Source organism: Sulfitobacter sp. F26169L (assembly GCF_026410285.1).
In the GTDB taxonomy this organism is placed as follows: Bacteria; Pseudomonadota; Alphaproteobacteria; order Rhodobacterales; family Rhodobacteraceae; genus Sulfitobacter.
On record NZ_JAPMLP010000001.1, the window covers coordinates 392,923 to 411,708 of the forward strand.

Consider the following 18,786-nt stretch of genomic DNA (forward strand, 5'->3'; position numbering starts at 1 on the left):
CAACCTGCAGGATCAGGCCTATCATACCAAAGGATGATAGGGGTCTGACCGCTTTGCGGCAGGCAGCGGACGCAATGAGGGCAGCACTGTGGCAACGCAAAATCCGGTCGGAAAACGGTTCGGATGGGCAGGTTAAAGTCCGACAAAACGAGCTTCAGAAACGGCGGATTTCTAGGATTTTTGGCGCTCGTGACAGACCGATTCCCGTCCCGCTCGACAGGATTCGCGCACAGTGCCCCAGCGGCACAGATGACAGGACCACCATCATCGATCCAGTGGACCATTACCTCGGCGAGTGCGTGGCACGCTTTGATAAATGCCGCTTCGATGCAGGCATAATCTGGGCCACAACAGTTGACGATGCGATGGGCTCAATGTGCTGCTGCCCTGTGATGTCTGGTCTTTGCGCGGATATTTTATCCGGCCTCAGAAGACCTTTTTCCCGCTTTGTAAAATCAGCAGAACACCAGGACCCTGGTTATTGCCGGGCGCCAGCGCAAGGGTTTCGAATTTCTAGCCAAACGCAAGAACCTGTCATCCCCGTCTTTCGCACCAACGCAAACCCGGAGTTATGGGACCCGATCAAGAGGCGTGGAGCCGGAATGTCACGAAAGTGCAGCCGATTGGAGAGCTGGTTTATATAGGCAAGTGTTGCAAGCTGGGTTGCATGATTGTCGATGTGCCTGTGTTCCGCATGGGGCGGTGAGGTTTTTGCATAAAATCGGGTCTTATATTGTCGGTGAATGGCGGCATGTTCTGGTGCAAAGGTTTGGTAATCAACGTTCAGCTGTTTTCTTTTGCAGATCGCATGCAGAACGTCGCCATGCAGACAGGTCTGCAACGCGCCTCATACCGCGAAAAATGCCTGCCTGAATGGCTCAGCTTAACGCCCGCCTGGCTGCAAATTGTATACGGGACAGTCTTTGTTCTCTGACCCACAGGTCAACTTTATGGGTTTTGGTACGCTGGAACTGGTACGTTTGAAAACGGGGCTAATTGTTACAGGTCATGCTCCCAAAGGGGATGGGCCATGATGTTGAGGTTATCTCTCTGTACACTTGCGTTGTCGCTGGTGTGTGGTGCGGGGGCAGCGAAGAAATTTCGCCGATACCTTTAATGAGTCTGCACGGTGGGCACATGGCGGGGCGGCAACATGACAACGATATTGAACAACATCCGCGGCGTTCGCCCGCTATAAGATCAAATTGAGCTGTCTGTCCGTGGTCCAGTGTGGGAATGGCAGCAGGATCGCACTTCGTGCAGATCGCCATATGTACCCGCAGTGGTTACTTGCCGCATTTTATTCTGCCTAAAAAATCTGCGCCAGCACCTGCTTTGATGGCCAGCTTTAAATCATCGTAGGCGCGTGCCTGCTATCTTCCGGCCTAATGCCACCGTCACTTCTAATGGTGGACGTGTCAGTCGCTGATGCGCCGTGGCCAAGCGCTCTTACTTCTGGGCCAGACGACGCGCCAAACGACATGCCTTCGATGGTGATCAGAATATCCAAATGGTTAGGACACTCTGCATAGAGGCTCCATTTTATGGGACGTTTCATATTTTATGAAGCCGCATTCCAGCGGGAAACGCCAAATTGTAGCCCCTAGGAACAGCAGCACGCCGACTAAGCGCATCCTTGGCTTTGGGTATTTGGGATCAAGAATTTTCTACGGTGTCTGACTGGCGCTGTTGGCCCGTGTGTGCAATTTTTTGTTTGTCTAGCGCAGGCCGGTTTTCTGTAGGTTGATTGTCTGCATCCGAAGGGCCTTTTCGGTGAGGTATTATTGCTCCGGACAGGGATGGCAACGTTCTCCGGCTTGCTGAATTGTGCAGGTGTTGCAGGTTTGACAAGACGCTAGAACTAAAACGTCATGAAGGTTTTGCCTTACTTAACAGCGCAGGGCAGTCGATCTGGGAATTGGCTTATTTCTGTTAATCTGCTGTGCAAGGATATTCCTGCAACCCGTAATCCGGCCTGCATGGACGTCGTCCTGACGCGGCTCAGGCCACCGAACAGGCGGCGTCAAGCAGTGTATGATGCAGTGACGCGGCTGATGCCCGTGGCCCCAAAATGCGAACATGATCGTCTGCTACGCAGCGTATCACAAAACAGCCTAACTGATGGATGACGGTGCGTTGTACACAGCCTGCCTGCATCCGCCGGATGGGCACGGCACAGACCCGCTCGCACAGATCCGGCATGGCGGGGCCTGTGATGTCGAAACACACCCATGCGCCTGATTGCTCTGTCACCGATGCGGCATCGCCAAGCAGTGATTTCAACTGATCGGCAAGCAATTCGTGTGTGTCACGCGGCGCGCCCAGCATCCACTGATCCGGCCCCGTCCAGAATCCCGCCTCCGGATCGTGCAGCACGGCTTTGCCAACCTCGGGCACAGCGCCCAGCAGCTTTTTCAGCACTTGGTGGCATTTCTTTTCATGCCCCATGCGCGCCGCGACCGAGGCAAGCGCCACACCGTCATTTTCGCTGATGGTTACGTGGGCAAAAGCGTCGACACGTGGCGTATTACCCCCAAGTGCGGTTACGGTTTTAAGATCATGCACGAAGCCGCTCTCCCTCTGGATCAATGAAATGGGCGCTGACGATTTCTATCTCTACATCGACACCGGTTAGCGGACTGACCAGCCGCATCCGCTCTCCAAGACGGTTTGCGCCGTCTTTTAGGAACCCCAGCGCAATCGCATGACCAAGGTTGGGCGAATGGCACGCCGAGGTGACATAGCCCTGACTGTGCGACGCATCCACCGGCCCGTCGGCATCCATCAAATGGGCGCCCGCCGGAACCGGGTTTTCAGGATCAACCGGCTTGATCCCGACCAGACGCAGATCATCCGCGCGGTTCAGGCCCTCACGTTCGGATAGTATGGAGCCGATACTGTCTTTCGCCTTGCTCACCATGCGGCCCATGCCAAGGTTTTGCGCCGTCGTGGTGCCGTTCAATTCGTTGCCTGTTGCATGGCCTTTTTCAATTCGCAAAACTCCCAGGGCTTCGGTGCCGTAGGGGGTTACGCCAAATTCAGCACCGGCCTCCATAATCCTGCGCATCAGCGCGTCGCCATAAGCGGTGGGCACGGCGATTTCATAGGCCAGCTCGCCACTGAAAGAGATACGGAACAGCCGCGTGCGCAGCCCGCCGCATATGGTGATATTGGCGCAGGCCATGAACGGGAACGCCTCGTTCGAGATGTCCACATCAACGATTTTCTGCAACAGTTTTCGGCTGTTGGGGCCTGCAACAGCGTATTGTGCCCAACCTTCGGTTGTCGAGATCAGCTGCACATCCATGTCGGGAAACAGGCACTGGCGGACAAATTCCATATGGCGATAGACGGGCAGGGCATTGGCGGTGGTGGTTGTGACGACAAAGTGATCTGGCGCCAGCCGCGCGGCTGTCCCGTCATCCATGACAATCCCGTCCTCACGCAGCATCAACCCATAGCGGACCTTGCCAACTGCAAGTTTTGCAAACCCGTTACAGTATATTTTATTCAGGAAGGCAGCGGCATCGCTGCCCTGTACGTCGATCTTGCCCAATGTGGTTACATCACAGATCCCGACCGATTTGCGCGTCGCGAGAACCTCGCGGTCCACACTCTGCCGCCAGGTGGTTTCACCTGCGCGCGGGAACCACTGCGCGCGCAGCCAGTTGCCAACCTCGACAAATACCGCGCCTTGTTCCGTGGCCCATTTGTGCGATGGGGTCAGGCGCGTGGGGTGAAAGGCCGCTCCGCGGGAGCGGCCCGCGAAGGCGGCGATCGCTGTCGGGGTGTAGGGCGGGCGAAAGATGGTTGTACCGACGTCGGGTATGGTTTTGCCTGCCATTTCGGCCATGATCGCAAGGCCGCCCATGTTTGATGTCTTGCCCTGATCGGTTGCCATGCCCAGCGTTGTATATCGCTTCAGATGCTCGACCGAGCGGAAGCCTTCCTGATGACTCAGCTTGATATCCTTGACGGTGACATCGTTTTGCTGGTCCAGCCACGCGCGGCTGCATCCCTGCACATACCAGAAAGGAGTAATGTTTACAGGCGCATCCTCGGATTGGGGCAGGGCGGGCAGGCGCCCCTTGATCCCCAGCGCCTTTTTCGCCGCAGCGGCCCCGCCGCGCAGCGCGCCAGCCGTGGACAGATCACCGTTTGCCGCACCTGCAACCGACATCCCCGGTGGCAATGTGCCGCCCGGGACAAAGGCGGCAAGGGTTTCGTTCCAGATAGGGCGGCCGCGCTGGTGACATGTCAGATGCACATTGGGGTTCCAGCCGCCCGACACCCCCAGCGCGCCGCATTCCAGCGTGCGCATACTGCCATCCGCAAGGCGTACTTCGGCGAAGGTCAGGCCGAGGCGACCTTTGGTGTCGATCACCTCACCCTGCAACACTTCGTAATCCGTGCTGCGCGGGATGTCGGGGCGCACGTCTATCACAGCGGCGATTCTGACGCCTTTCGCGTGTAGATCAGCGGCGGTGCGGTGGCCGTCATCATTGTTGGTAAAGATCGCAACGCGCTTGTCTGCTGTCACTGCGTAACGGTTGGCGTAGGTGCGCAGGGCAGAGGCCAGCATAATGCCTGGCCGATCGTTGTTTTCAAAGGCGATAGGCCGCTCTATTGCGCCGGCGGCAAGGATGCTCTGCCTGGTATAGATGCGCCATAAAACCTGACGGGGCTTGCCCTCGGCAGGGGTTGGCAAATGGTCGCTGATCCGTTCAACGGCACCGAAAATGCCATGATCAAAAGCGCCGATGACGGTTGTACGATTCATAAAGCGCACATTCGGCATATTGGATAGCTCGCCCACGGTGGCAGCAGCCCATTCGGCGCCCGATTGATCGCCGACAGCAAATGTTTCGCTGTTCAGACGCCCGCCCATGCGGAAATCTTCATCGGCAAGGATCACATCCGCGCCCCTGCGCGCAGCTGTCAGCGCGGCAGACAGCCCCGCCGGACCCGCACCGATGATCAACAGATCGCAGTGCAGAAAGCCTTTGTCATAAACATCGGGATCGTCCTGCAAGGACAGCGATCCGAGGCCTGCGGCCTTGCGGATGAGCGGTTCGTAAATCTTTTCCCAGAAGGCGGCGGGCCACATGAAGGTTTTGTAATAGAAACCGGCAGTAAGGAAATTTGAAAAGCGGTCGTTGATAGAAAGCAGATCGAATTTCAGGGATCCCAGCCGGTTCTGGCTTTTTGAAACCAGTCCGTCAAAAAGCTCGGCAGTGGTGGCGCGTGTGTTCGGTTCCTGGCGCGCACCGCTGCGCAACTCAACCAACGCATTTGGTTCTTCGGAGCCTGCGGTCAACGGGCCACGGGGGCGGTGGTATTTGAACGAACGCCCCATCAGGCGAACCCCGTTGGCCAGCAGCGCAGAGGCAAGCGTATCACCGGGGTGGCCGGTGTAGGACTTGCCATCAAAAGTGAATTTGTACGTCTTGTCAGTGTCGATTTGCCCGCCTGTCAGCCTGTTGATCTGGCTCATTTGCTGCGCCCCCTGCTGCGCGCCACATCACGGGCAAGCGCCACGTTCGATATTTCGTGTGTGAGAGTGTTGCGCGTCACCACCAGCCACGACCGGTCCCCCGCTTCGTGAAACCACAGCTCTTCATGCCATCCGGCGGGATTGTCGCGCAGGTAGCCGTACGCAAAGAACTCCTGCGCGGCGGTGTCCGATTGCGGATCGGGGCGGTCTATCAGGCGCGCGTCCCCCATATAGGTGAACTCGGCGCTGTCGCGGGGGCCTAGAAGGGGGTGATTGATAATCATCTTCGGGTGCTCGCGGATAAGATAGGAGTGAGTTTAGTGGAAAAATGAAGAGGCGGTCAGTGCAGGTTCGGCTGGTTGCCCACGCCTTTTTCGTCGATCATGAGGCCTTTTTCAAAGCGGTCAAACCGGTAGGCGGTTGCGTTTGGATGGGGGGTGTCGCGGGCCAGCAGATGGGCAAAGCACATGCCCGAGGCCGGCGTGGCCTTGAAACCACCATAACACCAGCCGCCATTGAAATAGAGCCCGTCAATGTGGGTTTTGTCGATGATGGGGGAGCCGTCCATCGACATGTCCATCACGCCGCCCCACATGCGCAGCACACGCGCGCGCCCGAAGGCAGGGAAAATTGCCATGCCGCCTTCGCAGACGTCTTCGACAACGGGCAGGTTGCCGCGCTGGGCGTAGGAGTTGTAACCATCCAGATCGCCACCGAATACAAGCCCGCCCTTGTCCGACTGGCTGCAATAGAAGTGGCCGGCGCCGAAGGTCACAACCCCCGGCATGACGGGTTTGAGCCCCTCTGACACGAACGCCTGCAAGACGTGGCTTTCGATGGGCAAACGCATGTTGGCGTGGGCCATCAGGCGACCGGACGACCCTGCCACAGCACAGCCGATTTTACCCGCGCCGATATAGCCGCGTGAGGTTTCAACGCCGAGCGCGTTGCCGTTTTCGATTTTGAAACCGGTGACCTCGCAGTTCTGGATAATGTCGACACCGTGGCTGTCTGCGCCGCGTGCATAGCCCCATGCAACCGCGTCATGGCGCACGGTCCCGCCGCGATGCTGGGCCAGGCCGCCTTTTATGGGAAAGCGGGCATCGTCGGTATTAAGGTACGGATAGCGCGCCTTGATCTGCTCGGTTGTGAGCATTTCGGCATCCGCGCCATTCAGGATCATCGCATTTCCGCGGCGAATGAACGCGTCGCGCTGGGCGTCCGAATGGATCAGGTTCAGAATGCCCCGCTGGGAAACCATGGCGTTGAAATTGAAATCCTGCTCCAGCCCTTCCCAGAGTTTCAGGGACATCTCATAGAAGGGTTCGTTTCCATCGAGCAGGTAGTTCGAGCGGATGATTGTGGTGTTGCGCCCGACGTTGCCGCCGCCGATCCAGCCTTTTTCCAGCACAGCGATCCGCTTTTGCTTAAACTCTTTGGCGAGGTAGTACGCTGTGGCGAGACCATGACCGCCGCCACCGATGATGATGATGTCATAGTGCGCCTGCGGTTCGGGATCACGCCAGACGGGCGTCCAGCCCTTGTGCCCTGTCAGTGCCTCTTTAATGACCCGTAGACCCGAAAATCGCATAGTTTCACACCCTCTTTGGTAAACGATGGGCCTGTGCTGCGATTGTGTCCATGCAAGTTTTGACATGAAATGATCAAAATGCGTCAGAACGGTGTATTTCTGCTATGAAATAATGCCATTTTCAGAGAGTTGATTGAAGTTTGGTATCACAGGTCGGGAGCCGCGAGGAGATAAGGGAATCACAAAACAGCTTTTCGAACTTGTATGGCGCGTGATCCCGGATGAAAATTATCTGCTGGGCAAAAATCGAACAACGTGCACTGAGGGGGGCAGCGGCACCGAAATCCGGCAGGCGGAAAAATTACGCTACGTGATGGATGCGGCAATTTCAGAGATTAGCGGTAGACTCAAAGAACGATCTTTGGCCTATTTTTGTTCTAAGGTGCGCTGGTACATAGCCTGTTTGCCCCAAGGGAGGAAACAAGATGTCTTATGATTACGTTATTGTCGGCGGCGGGTCGGGTGGTGCAACTCTTGCTGCTCGGCTAAGTGAAAATCCGGATGTAACCGTTTGCCTGCTCGAAGCAGGCGGTGATGGGAAGCACCTGTTAATCCGCACGCCTGCTGCTGTTGTCGCCATGATGCCGGGATACGGAAAGATCTCCAACTGGGCGTTCAAGACGGTTCCGCAAAAAGGGTTGAACGGACGCAGGGGCTATCAGCCGCGTGGCAAGGCACTGGGCGGGTCCAGCGCGATCAATGCGATGTTATATGTGCGCGGGCATCGCGGGGATTATGACGGTTGGGCAGAGCAGGGGTGCGATGGTTGGGATTGGGACAGCGTATTGCCCTATTTCAAAAAGTCCCAGAACAACGAAGACGGTGATAGCGAAATCCATGGCGGCGCTGGGCCGTTGCAGGTGTCGCACCAGAAATCGCCCCGCCCGATCACCCGCGCGTTTATTGATGCGGCCACGCGATTGCAGCACCGCGAGGTTGCCGATTTCAACAGTGGCGATAACGAAGGGGTCGGCCTGTTTCAGGTGACGCAGTTCCATGACCCCGCGCGCAACGGCGAGCGGTGTTCGGCGGCGGCGGGCTATCTGCATCCGGTGATGGAGCGGCCAAACCTGACCGTCATCACCCGCGCCCACGCAACCCGCCTGGCGCTGGACGGCAAGCGCGCCACAGGGGTGCATTACCGACAGGGAAAAGAAGACAAGCACGTCAGCGCAAAGCGCGAAGTGATCCTGTGCGGTGGTGCGTTCAATTCGCCGCAATTGTTGCAGCTGTCCGGTATCGGGCGGCCAGAGGATATAACCCCGCATGGTATCGAAATGGTGCATGAGTTGGCCGGCGTCGGGCAGAACCTGTCGGATCATCTGGATTTTACGCTCGGCTATAAATCCAAAGACACCGACAATTTCGGCATCGGCCTGACCGGAACGGTTAATCTGGTGAAACACATTATGGACTGGCGCAGAACAGGCAAAGGCATGATGGCCACGCCCTTCGCCGAAGGGGCAGCTTTCCTGAAAACCGACCCGTCGTTGGACTATCCCGATATCCAGCTCCACTTCGTCATTTCAGTTGTCGATGATCACGCGCGCAAACTTCATGCGGGATATGGCTATAGCTGCCATGTCTGCGTGTTGAACCCCGCATCGCGCGGCAGTGTCACGCTTGCCAGCGCTGATCCGATGGCCGCACCTGCCATTGACCCCAACTATCTGGCCGAAGATTCCGATCTGCGCACCCTGATCAAAGGGGCAAAGATGTCGCGTGAGATTATGAAAACCCCGCCGCTGGCTGCATACGAGCATAAGGAACTGTTCGGCATCCGCGACGGGATGAGTGATGCGGACTGGGAAAAGATCATTCGCAACCGCGCCGATACGATCTATCACCCTGTCGGAACATGCAAAATGGGGATTGATGACACGGCCGTAGTTGATCCACAGTTGCGCGTACACGGGATGCAGGGATTGCGGGTGGTTGATGCCTCCGTGATGCCTTCTGTCGTCAGCGGCAATACAAATGCGCCGACCATTATGATAGCCGAACGGGCGGCAGACCTTATCAAAGCAGAGACAGCGGAAGCTGTTGCTGCGTAATAGTTACACCAGACGGGAGAAAAAGTTCATGCTTGGACAAATGATGCACATGCCGCTGACCATCGGCAGCCTGATTGACCATGCCGCGCGGTTCCATACCGCGGGCGAGATTGTCTCGGTAGAGACAACCGGCGGGATCGAAAAGTCGACTTGGGGTGAGGTCGGCGCCAACGCGCATCGTCTTGCAAGCGCGCTGCGTAAACTCGGGCTTGAGCAGGGCGCACGCTGTGGCACGATTGCATGGAACAACCGCCGCCACCTCGAAATTTATTTTGGCGTCGCGGGGGGCGGTTTTGTGTGCCACACAATTAATCCGCGCATGGGACCGGAACAGATGGTCTATGTGATCAACCACGCCGAGGATCAGGTGCTGTTCATCGACGCCACCTTTGTGTCTGCCGCAGGCAAGCTCGCGCCGGCGTTGAAGCACACAAAACACATTGTGCTGCTGGGCCCGCGCGACGAGGCCGCGGCAGAGGCTGTTCCGGGGCTGTTGTTCTTTGACGAACTGCTTGAAACCGGCGACCCGTCAGAGCCTTTCCCCGATCTGGACGAACGCGCCGCATCGAGCCTGTGCTACACGTCCGGCACCACCGGCAATCCCAAGGGGGTGTTGTATTCGCATCGTTCGACAGTGTTGCACACGCTTGCAGGAAACCAGCCCGACGGACTGGGCATTTCTGCAAAAGACACGGTGCTGCCGGTTGTACCGATGTTCCACGTCAACGCGTGGGGCGTGCCGTATATCTCGGCGATGACGGGCTGCAAACTGGTGTTGCCGGGGCCAAATCTGGACGGCAAAAGCCTTGTGAACCTGATTGACGAAACCGAAACAACCATGGCGCTCGGGGTGCCGACAATCTGGATGGGCCTGCTGGGTGCGTTGAAAGAAACCGGATCGAAAATTCCCAGCCTGACGCGCACCCTTGTGGGCGGGTCGGCGTTGCCGCCCTCGATGATCCCGAAGTTCGCGGAATACGGTGTGGAATTGATCCATGGCTGGGGGATGACGGAAACATCGCCGCTTGGCACGATGAACCAGTTGTTGCAGCGTCATACCAACCTGTCCGAAGACGAGCAGGCCGAAATCAGGGTCGGTCAGGGGCGGCCGCCCTTTGGTGTCGATCTGCGGGTGATGGACGAAGAGGGCAACGTGCTGCCCCATGACGGAAAGGCGCAGGGTGATCTGCAAATTCGCGGACACTGGATTGCCGAGACCTATTTCGGCAAGGAGACATCCGCGCTGACCGATGACGGATGGTTTGACACCGGCGATGTGGCCACAATCAACGAAGAAGGGTATATGATCATCCGCGACCGGTCGAAGGATATCATCAAATCGGGCGGTGAGTGGATTTCCACGGTGACGCTGGAAAACATCGCTATTTCCCACCCCGCCATTTCCAATGCCGCAGCCATCGGTGCGGTGCATGAAAAATGGGATGAACGTCCGGTTGTGGTGGCCATCAAATCTGGCGAGGTGAGCGAGGACGAGCTGATCGCCTTTTACAAGGGCAAGGTCGAAAGCTGGCAAATTCCCGACCGCGTCGTCTTTGTCGACGAACTGCCCATCGGCGCCACAGGCAAGGTGCAGAAAAACAAGCTGCGCGACGAATACGGCAAGATCCTGTTGGACGCGTAAAACACATGCGCGCCGCCTGATTAACAGGCGGTGCGCAGATCGGGAGTTCGATGCGAAACAGGTTCCTTCTGAAATTGTTGCTCGCTCGGGTGCGGGTTCACGAGGGTTGCATTGGCAACCAATTCAGTAGGCAGGCACTACACAGTCCGGCAAACCGTATCCAGTGCTTAATCTCGTTGCGCATAGACCTCCTTCACAGTCTTTGGAGGTTCCGATTTACTGCGCAGCTCAGCTAAATGGTAATTGGGAAGCAGCGGGGTAAGACAACCGATTCATATTGCCGGTTGCGATAAACAGATACGCCTCACCAAACCCACGGCACGCCATACCCGTGTTTTCGTACCAAACGTGCAGTCCCGGTGTGGTTTCATAGAACGAAACACACTCATCAAATTGCTCGGTTCCGAGAAAGATGATGCACGAGCAGATTTTGACATAAAACCAGACTAGCGGGAGCCCCCAACCGAAGCGTTAGACTCTGCACGCTCGGCCACATCCGGCAAAACACCAATAAAAGTTAAGGAAATTATTTCAGATCTTTGGTGACCTTTTCAAAAGCAGGATGGCTTGCGGCCGCTTGGCGCACCAGTGCGGCAATGGCACTCAACTGCTCGGACAAGGCCGATGTCTTGCGCCAGATCATCCCGACGGTACGCTTGGGGCGGGGCGAGCCGAGAGCGGCAACGCTTACATTGGCCGAGCGTGTTTCCACCGGTACGGCCATTTCGGGGATCAGCGTCACGCCGATGCCGGCCCCCACCATCTGCACCAAAGTGGACAGGGATGATCCGTCCAGCCCTTCGCGGGGCAGGGTGTTCCGCATCGCGCAGAATGACAGCGCCTGATCGCGGAAACAGTGGCCTTCCTCAAGCAACAGAAGTTTCATCCGGCCAAGGGCGTTCATGTCGGGTACGGGACGGTTGGCATCACTGGCGGGGCGCACCAGCACCATCGCCTCGTCAAACAGGGCAACTTCGCTGAAGGCGGGTTCGGAGACAGGCAGGGCGACAATCGCGCAATCCAGCTTTCCGTCGCCCAACTCATCAATCAGCTTGTGGGTCATTGTTTCGCGCACCAGCAGATCGATTTCGGGATGTGCGGCGGTGATCTGCCCGATGACAGAGGGCAGCAAATAGGGCGCGATTGTAGGGATTACGCCAAGGCGCAGACGTGTAAGGGCGGACCCGCCTGCACTGCGCGCCAGATCCGATACAGCCTCGGCCGCGCGCAGGATATCGCGCACCCGCGGCACAAGCTGCTCGCCCACAGGGGTGAGCCTGACGTGCCGCGCGCTGCGTTCGAACAATTGTTGGCCAAACGAGGCTTCCAGAGCCGCGATCTGCGCCGACAATGCCGGTTGCGAGATCGCGCAGCTTTCGGCCGCGCGGCCGAATTGCCCCTGCCGAGCGACGGCTTCGAAATAGCGCAACTGTTTGAGTGTGAAATTGATCATAACTCAATCCTATCACATCTATCGGAAAAACAAACTTAAACATATCATCACCACAGGTTAGAACCGTTCTAGAGAGGGGTGCGAATCCCTGCGAGATTCACAAACACGGGAGAGTGACATGGACGGATCAGATAACGGACAGCAGGGCGGTTGCCCGATGGGGTTTGGCGCAAGTAAGGCCGCAAATAATTCAGCGCGATCAAACCGCGACTGGTGGCCGAACCAGCTTAACCTGAAGATGCTACACCAGAACACGCCGGCATCAGACCCGATGGGCAATGATTTCAACTATGCCGAAGCATTCAAGCAGCTTGATCTGGATGCGGTAAAGGCCGACATTTACGCCCTGATGAAAGACAGTAAGGACTGGTGGCCAGCCGATTACGGTCATTACGGCCCGTTCTTCATTCGCATGGCGTGGCACTCGGCAGGGACGTACCGCACGGCAGACGGGCGCGGCGGTTCTTCATCGGGGACACAGCGGTTTGCACCGTTGAACTCGTGGCCTGACAACGGCAACCTGGACAAGGCCCGCCGCCTGCTGTGGCCGATCAAGATGAAATACGGCAACAAACTGTCCTGGGCCGATCTGATGATCCTGACAGGCAACTGCGCGCTTGAGGATATGGGCTTCAAAACCTTTGGGTTCGCCGGTGGACGTGAAGACATCTGGGAGCCTGAGGACGATATCTATTGGGGTTCCGAAGAGGTCTGGCTGGAAAACTCGGGCGGTAAAAACAGCCGCTACACCGGCGAGCGTGATCTGGAAAACCCGCTTGCCGCTGTGCAGATGGGCCTGATCTATGTGAACCCCGAAGGACCGGATGGAAACCCCGATCCGCTGGCCTCTGCCCGTGACATCCGCGAAACATTTGCCCGCATGGCGATGAACGACGAAGAAACCGTAGCGCTGACCGCGGGGGGGCACACATTTGGCAAAGCCCACGGCGCAGGGGATGCAGCCCACGTGGGAGCAGAACCTGAAGCCGCAGGTCTGGAAGCACAAGGCTTTGGCTGGTTGTCGACCTTCGAGAGCGGCAAAGGTGTACACACGATCACCTCCGGCATCGAAGGGGCGTGGACGCCAACGCCGACAAAATGGGACATGTCCTATTTCGACACTCTGCTGAACAACGAATGGGAACTGACCAAGTCACCGGCAGGTGCAAACCAGTGGCGTCCAGCCAATGGTGCGATGGCCGATGCTGTGCCGGATGCGCATGATGACAGCCGCCATGCGCCAATGATGACCACCGCCGATATGGCGATGCGCGAAGATCCTGCGTATCTGGAAATCTCCAAGCGGTTCCATGCCAACCCTGACGAGTTTGCCGATGCCTTTGCGCGCGCATGGTTCAAACTGTGTCACCGCGATATGGGCCCGACCACCCGCTATCTGGGCAAGGAAGTCCCGACGGAAGAGCTGATCTGGCAAGACCCGATTCCGGCGCCGGATCACCCGCTGGTGAATGACGCAGATGTGGCCGACCTGAAGAAGCAGATCCTCGCCTCGGGCCTCAGCACGGCTGAACTGGTGTCCACTGCGTGGGCTTCGGCATCGACGTTCCGCGGGTCTGACAAGCGCGGTGGGGCAAACGGCGCGCGTATTCGTCTGGCACCGATGAAGGATTGGGAGGTGAACCAACCCGATCAACTGGCCAAAGTGCTGGACAAGCTTGAGGAAATCCGTGCCGGTTTCGGCAAGCCCGTTTCGATGGCGGATATGATCGTGCTGGCAGGGACCGCAGCGGTTGAAGCAGCTGCAAAAGCAGGCGGCCATGATGTAACCGTTCCGTTCACACCGGGCCGTGGGGATGCCACCCAAGAGCAGACAGACGTGGAGAGCATTAATGTGCTCAAGCCCGCCATTGACGGGTTCCGCAACTATCAGTCACGTCAGTTCAGCGTTTCTGCTGAAGAACTGCTGGTGGATCGCGCACAATTGCTGACGCTGACCGCTCCCGAAATGACTGTTCTGGTCGGGGGGCTGCGTGTGCTGGGCGCAAACTATAACGGCACACAGCATGGTGTCTGGACCGACAAGCCCGGAACGCTGAGCAATGATTTCTTCCGCGCTCTGATGGAAATGGGCATCACATGGAAAGCAGTCGACGACAGTGAACAGCTGTTCGAGGCACACGATATCAATACCGGAGAAGTTGTGCGCACGGGTACACGGGTGGATCTGGTGTTCGGCTCCAACAGCCAGTTGCGCGCGCTGGCCGAGGTTTATGCCGCCGGTGATGGTGAAGCGCTGTTTGTGCAGCAGTTTATCAAGGCTTGGGTGAAAGTGATGGAGCTTGACCGCTTCGATCTGGACCGTTCTGTCCTGCGCTAAGAGATCCGAATCCAAAGAACGGCACCTTTGAAGTTGGTGACGCATTCCGGCTTTTGGGGCACAAAAATAGCGCTTGCTGAGACTTATCTGGGCAGGCGCTTTTTTTATGGGTCATTCATTTTTACACTGCATTCAGTGGTGAGGGACCTTTGTGCCGTAGCATCATCAAAAATAATGCTATCAGCGCTTCTTGTTTCGAGAAAATGGCAAACATCTTTGTTGGCTTACGGAGCCCATCTTGACCCAACGCCGGAGAGGCAAACTAATGGTCAAGAGCATTCGCCAGCTTTCGCTGATAGCAGCGATACCCTCATCCAACGTCAAAAATCAACATGAACACCTGTTGTGATATTGATTGCGGAAACTATGGTTTTGCGCCAAATTTTCTCCTTTAGTGGTCAAGCGAAGTGGGGCCGCACAAAGGAAACTTCTGGCTTCCGTACAGACGTCTGAACTTGCAACTGGACTGGGCGGATATTCATTTATCAGCAATAGCAAAAGAGCACGATCTCCAAAGCATTTAAGTATCAAGACGACCCAAGGGCATGGGATTATGGAAGGGAGATCGCGTGCCATCACCAAAAGGGGAATAGTGAATGCGGTATAGAGTTCAACATTATGTCCAACGAACTTCACTCGGAGAAATCGACCGACTGCGGACGTAAAACGGGCCCTTGGAAAGTCCTCAGTGCGGTCATTGAGGCACCCCGCTATCTTGATCCGCCGGATGAGCTCATCTTCAATAGCGCACAGGGCAAGCTTGCCCCTGAGGGAGACAGGCGCGAAGAAAAAGCAGCCGGATTTCGAATGAACCACAAGCCCTGCAAGGGGAAGCCTGGCGCACGGCTTTCGACCACACTTGTTCATCAGGGCCAGAAAAAACAGCATGATAACCTTCGAATACTTCTATCGTTGGTCAATAGCGCGAGCATCAACGACCTTGCGCGGCTGCTGTCTGATCGAGATTTGGGCAAGAAATGCGGTGTCAGTCCGACATACAGCCGCATAATCCGGCTTGAGAAGACAATGCATGCTTTTGAACAGGCCAAGCTGCGCGATTGAAAGAAAAAAAGACGATACTGGACGCTTCAGTCACACGCGTATCGCCCACGACGGTGTCCACATTTCAATCAAACGGGGGAAAGCCGTCAGGATCGCCGACTGATACCCCTGACCGGTTCGATGAGGCTGCATTCTTTGCGAGTGCAGAAGAAAGTCGACGTGTTTTCACTGACCGCATTTAGCGCGCCTACGAAGACGCTATCGCTGCGGGGTTGGCATTGCCGCCAGATACCCAAGGAAAGCGGGAAGATGCGCGTGATCGATGTGCGCTTCCTGACAAAAATCGCAATGGATGTTTCGGGTTTGGTGATGGCGATCGCGACTTTCGGGGAAGTTTGAAGGGTATCATCGTCAAGCTGACCTACACGAAAACCGCCCATCTCGCGCGTTTACAAGAAATGTTTCCAATTAGTAAAATCACCCTCGTCGGTAAGCGCGAAGCCGCGATGGGTTGCGTCGTGCCACACATCTTTCGCGATATGGTTAAGGCCGACTTTTTCGAGTGATTGGTGATTGCCTTCGACAAGGAAACATCCACACCGAAGAGCCAGAGCCGCATCAAGAAGTATGAGGAGGCATTTGTAAATCAGGAGATAGTTTCAGCGGGTAAGGTAAATCCCAGATACGAGCTTTTACGCCGCTACTGTTCCAAACACTTAGAGCCCGCTGTCAAACAGGATCGACAAGGAAATGCATTGTCCTTTGCCACTGCCAACTTCAAGTCTGCGCAGTTCCCGAAGTTTTTTGGCAGCATCACCGGTGCAGCACTTTGGCGAAGCAGAGAAGGTGGTTGGTTTTCCGTATCAGGGATCAGAATTGCAAGGCACTTCGGCCGGTAGGGTTCAACCAAAACGTCACGGATACCGATCTACGAAATGCGCTCGCACGGCGCGTGCTTCATACAACGATCCAGCCGGTTTCTTCATTTGTGAACTCACTGCGGACACGCGTCAGCCTCACCAAGCGGGCCGGCGGAAAATCCGCAAGAAACGGCCCAAGCTATATAAACGGCGCTGTATTCAACACAGCGGTCCTGCTCGCAATGTTCAACATCTATCGGTTCAATTATAACTGGTTCGAGGCGCGGCAATATGTCGGGCCAGGACCTGCTGACAAAGCACCCTCAGATGTTGAAATGGCATTCGCCTCGGTGCGTGTTCCAGGTTCGCTTGAGGCCGTTCAAATTCCAAAGCGTCGATCAACGACACCGATGATGCGGACGCCTGCGATGCGCCTTGGACCCGCTGATGAAAAGGAAAAGGCACCCGCACCCTCTCTATGTCCCGGCACTCGGAATGCGCCATGCAGTTTCAGGGGGGCCTTTTTCATTTGCGATGGTGGTGCAACCGGATCAGAACAGCGCCATCCAGATACCGGCGAACATGAACACACCGCCCAGGTTCACGCACAAATGCCAGATTGAATACCTGAACGGCATGGATTTGCGCGCGTAAATCGCGGTGCCAATCACATAGCTGAGCGCCCCTGCAAGGATGCACCACAAAGTGGCAATCGGGACATCGCCCAGATCGGGCAGGGCGGACAGACCGATTGCGCCCAGGCCAAGATAAGAGGCTGTAGACCAGCGTGATTTGATTGTCTCGTTGGTGATTTTGTTCCAGATCGCAACAGCGGACAGCGCCCATGACACGACCAGCAATGTCAGCGTCCAAGTGGTATCTGCCTGCACAAAAAACGGCGTGAACGTGCCTGCGATGCTGGGATAGATTGCGGCATGATCAATGCGGCGCAGCAGCTTGCGATAGGTGTGCCATGTCGAGAAATGATAGGCAATCGACGCCAGATTAGAGACAAGTGCGCAGATCACATAGACGGCCACAGCCAGCACCAGCGGCATTTCGAGCGTGCCGGCGGCTTTGGTGATGATCGCAAAACCGGCACCAATGATCAGCGCAAGGCCAATAAGATGCACGTATAGATCGGCGCGTCTGTGGTGCGCGACGGGACTGGGAAAGGTGGCTGCGATCATGGAAATCTCTGACAGTTCTTTATCCCGCCCTAGTGGCGAAACCTGTCAAAGTCCATGATGCCGCGCTGGTGACGCAGCGGCAGATCAGCCGCGTGCGCCTTTGGTCATCAGCGTACCTGCAATGCCACGCGGAAAGAAATAGACCAGCAGAATAAAGATAATGCCCAGCCAGAACAGCCAGCGATCGGGCGCCAGAAGCTCGGGGAGGAGGGGGATAGCGGCAGTCGCCTCTGATGCGGCGCCCATAAGATCGCGCAGATAATACTGCGCCATTACCATCAGCACCGCACCAATTACCGCCCCCCACATGGTGCCCATGCCACCGATCACAACCATCAGCAGAATGTCGATCATAATGGCAAACGACAGCGCCGTGTCCGGACCGGTATATTTCAGCCATACTGCATAAATCGAACCGGCAAGCGATGCCGCAACCGCCGACAGGCAGAACACAAACGTGCGATAGGCGACAACACGGTAACCAATCGCCTCTGCGCGGCCTTCGTTTTCGCGGATCGCCTTTAGCACCGTACCCAAGGGGGATACAGTGATGCGCAGCATGATCAGGAACAAGACCAGCGACGTGAAGAAGACAAAGTAATAGCCCGCCAGCTTGCCGTTCAGTTTTACACCGAACCAGCGCACAACCTTGCCGTTTTCATCGACCATAAGCTTGGTTGCTGTTTTGAACAGGTCGGGCGCGCGGTAGGTGATCCCGTCTTCGCCCCCCGTCAACTGCGACAACTGCGACGCCAGCACAAGCACGACAGACGCCGCCGCGAGGGTGATCATTGCAAAAAAGATCGCCTTCACCCGCAGGCTGACCAGGCCGATCACCGTGGCAACCACCAGCGATACACCAACGCCTGCAACCGTGCCTAGCGCCACAGCGTCCCATCCCGGGCCCATCTGTTTCAGCGCAATCGCTGTCCCGTAAGAGCCGAAACCGAAAAACATCGTATGCGCAAAGCTGACGATACCCGTGTACCCGATCAGCAGATCATAGCTCGCCACCAGCACGATAAAGATGCAGATGCGCGCCGCCACTTCCAGCGCGCGCACATCCTGAAACAGGAACGGCGCAAACAACAGCAGGGCCGCAATCAACATCATTGTGGTTTTGACGGCAAGCGCGCCGTAGGTATCCTTTACCGGTGTCATA

The 18,786-nt window shown here is 56.7% G+C and carries 13 protein-coding genes; 6 read left to right on the forward strand and 7 right to left on the reverse strand.

Going from position 1 to position 18,786, the window contains the following annotated elements:
* Nucleotides 1-2,001 precede the first annotated feature (2,001 nt).
* Genes OS189_RS01825 through OS189_RS01840 form a run of 4 tightly spaced genes read right to left on the reverse strand, consistent with a single transcriptional unit; the run spans nt 2,002 to nt 7,085 of the window.
* Complete coding sequence (locus OS189_RS01825; RefSeq protein ID WP_267165570.1) at nt 2,002-2,565, reverse strand: sarcosine oxidase subunit gamma; 564 nt, start codon at nt 2,563-2,565, stop codon at nt 2,002-2,004.
* Nucleotides 2,558-5,494, reverse strand: a complete 2,937-nt coding sequence (locus OS189_RS01830; protein WP_267165571.1) for a sarcosine oxidase subunit alpha family protein — start codon at nt 5,492-5,494, stop codon at nt 2,558-2,560. Before OS189_RS01830 ends, OS189_RS01825 begins: the two co-directional genes overlap by 8 nt.
* Complete coding sequence (locus OS189_RS01835) at nt 5,491-5,778, reverse strand: sarcosine oxidase subunit delta (RefSeq protein ID WP_267165572.1); 288 nt, start codon at nt 5,776-5,778, stop codon at nt 5,491-5,493. The genes OS189_RS01830 and OS189_RS01835 overlap by 4 nt, the downstream gene beginning before the upstream one ends.
* A 56-nt stretch (nt 5,779-5,834) precedes the next feature.
* Complete coding sequence (locus tag OS189_RS01840; protein ID WP_267165573.1) at nt 5,835-7,085, reverse strand: sarcosine oxidase subunit beta family protein; 1,251 nt, start codon at nt 7,083-7,085, stop codon at nt 5,835-5,837.
* Between the two features lie 133 nt (nt 7,086-7,218).
* On the opposite strand from OS189_RS01840, the gene OS189_RS01845 reads away from it, so the two are divergent.
* From OS189_RS01845 to OS189_RS01855, 3 genes are read left to right on the forward strand one after another with little or no spacing between them, the layout of a single operon-like run.
* On the forward strand, nt 7,219-7,521 hold the full coding sequence (locus OS189_RS01845) for a hypothetical protein (protein WP_267165574.1): 303 nt from the start codon (nt 7,219-7,221) through the stop codon (nt 7,519-7,521).
* Entirely contained in the window at nt 7,511-9,139 is a 1,629-nt protein-coding gene (locus tag OS189_RS01850) for a GMC family oxidoreductase (protein ID WP_267165575.1), read from the forward strand. Before OS189_RS01845 ends, OS189_RS01850 begins: the two co-directional genes overlap by 11 nt.
* 28 nt (nt 9,140-9,167) lie before the next feature.
* Nucleotides 9,168-10,781 carry a long-chain fatty acid--CoA ligase gene (locus tag OS189_RS01855; RefSeq protein WP_267165576.1) on the forward strand — a complete coding sequence of 538 codons (1,614 nt, stop codon included), beginning with the start codon at nt 9,168-9,170 and terminating at the stop codon, nt 10,779-10,781.
* Nucleotides 10,782-11,307: 526 nt separating this feature from the next.
* Here the strand turns inward: OS189_RS01855 and OS189_RS01860 are convergent.
* Entirely contained in the window at nt 11,308-12,234 is a 927-nt protein-coding gene (locus OS189_RS01860; RefSeq protein ID WP_267165577.1) for a hydrogen peroxide-inducible genes activator, read from the reverse strand.
* Between the two features lie 118 nt (nt 12,235-12,352).
* On the opposite strand from OS189_RS01860, the gene katG reads away from it, so the two are divergent.
* From katG to OS189_RS01875, 3 genes are all read left to right on the forward strand, one after another.
* A complete protein-coding gene (gene katG / locus OS189_RS01865) occupies nt 12,353-14,572 on the forward strand; it encodes a catalase/peroxidase HPI (RefSeq protein WP_267165578.1) in 2,220 nt (739 codons plus the stop codon).
* 618 nt (nt 14,573-15,190) lie between these two features.
* The gene (locus OS189_RS01870) at nt 15,191-15,634 is read left to right on the forward strand and encodes a hypothetical protein (RefSeq protein ID WP_267165579.1); all 444 of its coding nucleotides are present in this window, start codon (nt 15,191-15,193) and stop codon (nt 15,632-15,634) included.
* Nucleotides 15,635-15,852: 218 nt separating this feature from the next.
* The gene (locus OS189_RS01875) at nt 15,853-16,140 is read left to right on the forward strand and encodes a hypothetical protein (protein ID WP_267165580.1); all 288 of its coding nucleotides are present in this window, start codon (nt 15,853-15,855) and stop codon (nt 16,138-16,140) included.
* 845 nt (nt 16,141-16,985) lie between these two features.
* On the opposite strand, the gene trhA is transcribed toward OS189_RS01875, so the two are convergent.
* The gene (trhA, locus tag OS189_RS01880) at nt 16,986-17,624 is read right to left on the reverse strand and encodes a PAQR family membrane homeostasis protein TrhA (protein ID WP_267165581.1); all 639 of its coding nucleotides are present in this window, start codon (nt 17,622-17,624) and stop codon (nt 16,986-16,988) included.
* Nucleotides 17,625-17,708: 84 nt separating this feature from the next.
* On the reverse strand, nt 17,709-18,785 hold the full coding sequence (locus OS189_RS01885) for a branched-chain amino acid ABC transporter permease (protein ID WP_416237434.1): 1,077 nt from the start codon (nt 18,783-18,785) through the stop codon (nt 17,709-17,711).
* Nucleotide 18,786: the final 1 nt, after the last annotated feature.